At 73.2% G+C, this 3,882-nt stretch carries 4 protein-coding genes; 2 read left to right on the forward strand and 2 right to left on the reverse strand.

Annotated elements, in window-relative coordinates; genetic code table 11:
- Positions 1 to 918, forward strand: a 918-nt coding sequence (locus VFO68_RS11570) for a PQQ-dependent sugar dehydrogenase (protein ID WP_325158228.1), incomplete at its 5' end; no start/stop codon positions are given.
- A gap of 51 nt (positions 919 to 969) precedes the next feature.
- Here VFO68_RS11570 and VFO68_RS11575 read toward each other — a convergent pair.
- Positions 970 to 1,839, reverse strand: coding sequence for a hypothetical protein (locus VFO68_RS11575; RefSeq protein ID WP_325158229.1), 870 nt, complete (start codon positions 1,837 to 1,839; stop codon positions 970 to 972).
- Complete coding sequence (locus VFO68_RS11580) at positions 1,836 to 2,357, reverse strand: SigE family RNA polymerase sigma factor (RefSeq protein WP_325158230.1); 522 nt, start codon at positions 2,355 to 2,357, stop codon at positions 1,836 to 1,838. The genes VFO68_RS11575 and VFO68_RS11580 overlap by 4 nt, the downstream gene beginning before the upstream one ends.
- Before the next feature lie 224 nt (positions 2,358 to 2,581).
- Here VFO68_RS11580 and VFO68_RS11585 point away from each other — a divergent pair, with 224 nt between their 5' ends.
- Positions 2,582 to 3,790, forward strand: a complete 1,209-nt coding sequence (locus VFO68_RS11585; RefSeq protein ID WP_325158231.1) for a helix-turn-helix domain-containing protein — start codon at positions 2,582 to 2,584, stop codon at positions 3,788 to 3,790.
- The last annotated feature ends 92 nt before the right edge of the window (positions 3,791 to 3,882 follow it).

Here is a 3,882-nt window from a genome sequence, read left to right on the forward strand (position 1 = left end):
CAGCTCGCGCAGGATCCCGGCTCGTTGGCCGGGAAGATCCTGCACGTCACCGCCGACGGCGACCCGGCGCCCGACAACCCGGTCGCGGACTCGCCGGTGTGGACGCTCGGGCACCGCAACGTGCAGGGCCTCGCCTTCGACGACGCGGGCCGCCTGTGGGCGAGCGAGTTCGGCCAGAACACGTGGGACGAGCTCAACCTGATCCAGGCGGGCCGCAACTACGGCTGGCCGACGGTGGAGGGCCGGGGCAACAACCCGAACTTCGTCGACCCGGTCGTGCAGTGGACGACGGCCGAGGCCTCCCCGTCCGGGATCGCCTTCGCCGCCAACACGGTGTGGCTGGCGGCCCTGCGCGGGACGCGGTTGTGGGGTGTCCCGGTGGCGAACGGGGCGCTGGACGGCAACCCGGTGGCGTTCCTCAACGGCACGCTCGGCCGGCTCCGGATGATCACCAACGCGCCGGACGGCTCACTGTGGCTGATGACCAACAACACCGACGGCCGCGGCACACCGCGCACCGGTGACGACCGGATCGTGCGGCTCACGCTCGGCTCCGAGCCACCGCCTCCGCCGCCGCCACCACCACCGCCGCCACCGCCGGGCAACTGCCAGGTCGGCTACGTGCCCAACACCTGGCCGGGCGGCTTCACCGCCAACATCACCATCACCAACACCAGCACCACGACGGTCAACGGGTGGACCCTGACCTTCGCCTTCCCCGGCAACCAGCAGATCACCAACCGCTGGAACGCCGAGACCACCCAGAACGGCCCCAACATCACCGCCCGCAACGTCGGCCACAACGCCGTCATCTCCCCAGGAGGCAACCAGACCTTCGGATTCCAGGGCACCTACTCGGGAACCAACGCCTCCCCGACGGCGTTCTCCCTCAACGGAACCGCCTGTACCACGGGCTGAACAGACAACCGGGTTTGTGGGTCCACCAGACCCACAACCCGGTTGCCGTCCTCACCGCAGGTGGAACCTCGGATCCACCGCGAGCGCCGCGAGCGCGTCGAGGGTGAGCGGCTGCGCGGCCAGGCCCGGCAGACCGGAGCCCTCGATCGCGGCCGACTGGGCGACGAACACGCTCGTGCCGTCCGGATGCCGGTAGTAGGACCACTGGTCGAACGACGCGCCGCCGTTGTGCCCGCTGATCACGGCGACCTTGTCGGACCCGACCGGGGTTTCCTGGCACTGCCAGCCCAGGTCGATCGGGCCGTCGGGCCCGTGCATCGCCCACAGGGTCTTGGCCGCGGCGCACGGATCCTCGGGCAGTTCGTTGCCGGCGGTCAGTACCAGGGCGAACAGCAGGCCGGTCTGGCCGCCCTTGGTGACCGGCACTCGCGCGTAGTGCTCCCAGACCTCCGCCTCGTCCACGTCGTCGACGAACTGCGACTGGTGCATCCGCATGGATCCGTAGAACTGCGACCCGGGCGCCGGCTGGTCCGGACCCACGATGAAGCCGGCCGGCACCAACGCGGCCAGATCCGTCTCCAGCTTCGCACCCGTCTCGGCGTGCGGGCCGGCGGTGGCGGTGCGGTCCTGCTGCGGTTTGCCGTCCGGCCCGGTCGGCCAGGCGGTCCGGGAGGTGGGCGGGGCGGCCGGAATCACCGGATCGCCCAGGCCACCCGGCCAGCCGTTCGGGCCGGTGACCAGCAGCGCCCCGACCGCCACCACCACGATCGCCAGGGCGGAGCCGGCGCTGGCCAACGCCGCCCGGCGGCGCCGCTGGGCCGTCCTGGCCGCCTCGAGGACAGCCCGGCCGTCCATCGAGGGTGGCGGGCTGCCGGCCACCATCGCGCCGCGCAGCGTGTCGCGGAACTCGTGCTCGTTCATGGGTTCCAGCTCTTTCCGTTGTGACCGGTGGGTTGTGGGTCGGTGAGCAGGCCGCGCAGCGTCTGCAGCCCCCGCGCGGCCTGGCTTTTCACCGTCCCGGTCGAACACTTCAGCAACCTGGCCGTCTCCTCGACCGACAGGTCCTCCCAATACCGCAGCACCAGCACGGCGCGCTGCCGGGGTGGCACCTGGGCCAGCGCCCCGAGCAGCACGTGCCGGTCCTCGGCGGCGGCCGGGCCGGCCGGCGCCGGTTCGGGCATCGCGGCGACCACCTGCTCGCGCCGGAACCAGCCCCGCCTGCCGTCCGAGATGAACGTGCGGACCAGCGTCTGCCGGGTGTAGGCGTCGAGCCTGTCGCGGCCGGAGATCCCCCGCCAGGCCCGGTAGAGCTTGACGAACGTGGCCTGGGTCAGGTCCTCCGCCCGGTGCCAGTCGCCACACAGCAGGTACGCCGTGCCCCGCATGGCACCCGACCGGCTCGCGAAGTACGCCACGAACTCGGTGTCACGATCGCTCATCCATCCCCTCCGAGCTTCGGTACAAGCTAGTCACGCTCGCGGGCCCGGGCGGGGTTGCACGGGAGCACAACTATCACCGCCCAACAGTTGGGCGGGCCGATTTTCGCTCCCGGGCGCGGCTGTCCGCGCCGGTATCGACGGCACCCGACCGAGACGTTCCACACCGGACCGGCCCGGCGGTAGATTCGCCAGCGGAGTCGCCTGACGCGGAACGGAGCCGGCCGGTGGCGGACCGAATTGCCTTCGATTCCCTGCTGTCCCGTGATTCCACCGGCCTGTGGTCGGAGCTGCCGCCCGAGCTCGGCGCGCTGCTGCGACCCGGCGCGGTGCGCCTGGCCGACGAGATCATGCGTGAGCTGCCGCACTGTGTCCCGGCGCTGGACCACCGCGCGTCGGCGACCCGGATCGTGGCGGCGATCCAGCGGGCCGTGCTGCGCTTCATCGACCGGCTGGAGGACCCCACGGCCGCCGTCGAGGACCAGGCCGACCTGCTCGGCTCGCTCGGCCTGCCGGAGCCGCCGGACGACGCCGTGCTGGAGACGCTGCGGCTGGCGTACCGGACCGGCGCCCGGGTGGCCTGGCGGCACATGGCCCGGATCGGCGAGGACGCGGGGGTGCCGACCCCGACGCTGTGCCTGCTCGCCGAGGCGATCTTCGCCTACATCGACGAACTGGCCGCGCGGTCCATCGAGGGTCTGGCCGCCGCGCAGGTCCGGGCCGCGGGCGCACGCGAACGCCGGCGCCGCGCGCTGCTGGAGACCATCCTGTCCGGCGTCGCCGAGCGGCCCGACCCGCTCGCCGAGGCGGCCGGCTGGCCGCTGCCGGAGCGGGTGGTCGCGGTCGCCGTGCGGGTGAGCGACTACCCGCTCGAGGCCCGGGTGCCGGACCAGCGGATCCTCGCCGACCTCGACCGGGACCCGCCCTGCCTGCTGCTCGACCCGAGCGAGGCGCACCTGCTCGACGAGCTTGCGCTGCGGCTGCCGGTGGCCCGGGCGGCGGCCGGACCGGCGGTGCCGCTGCGGCACGCCCGGGACTCGCTGCGCTGGGCGGCGGAGATGCTGCGGCTGGTCGAGGCCGGGGTGCTGCCCGACGCGCCGCTCACCCGGTTCGACGAGCACCTGTCGGCGCTGTGGCTGCTGCACGATCCGTTCCTGGTGGGCGAGCTCTCCGACCGGGCGCTGGCGCCGCTGGCCGGGCTGACCGGGCGGGCACGACGCAAGCTCAGCGAGACCCTGCTGATCTGGCTGCAGAGCCGGCGCGGCGTCCCGGAGATCGCCGAGGTCCTCGGCGTGCACCCGCAGACCGTGCGGTACCGGCTGCGCCGGCTGGAGCAGCTGTTCGGCGAGCGGCTCGGCGACCCGCAGGCCCGGTTCGACATCGAGGTGGCGCTGCGCGCCCGCGGGCTCAACGGGTACAGCGGGCCGCCGTGTTGAGCGGCGCGGGCGAGGTGTCCCGGCCGTTGCGGTAGGTGGTGCCCTCGTAGCCCTGGGTGCACGGCAGCGGCGTGAAGAACGTCGTGGTCAGG

The sequence above is a fragment of the Actinophytocola sp. genome, from assembly GCF_035712165.1.
Taxonomy (GTDB): Bacteria; Actinomycetota; Actinomycetes; order Mycobacteriales; family Pseudonocardiaceae; genus DASYTH01.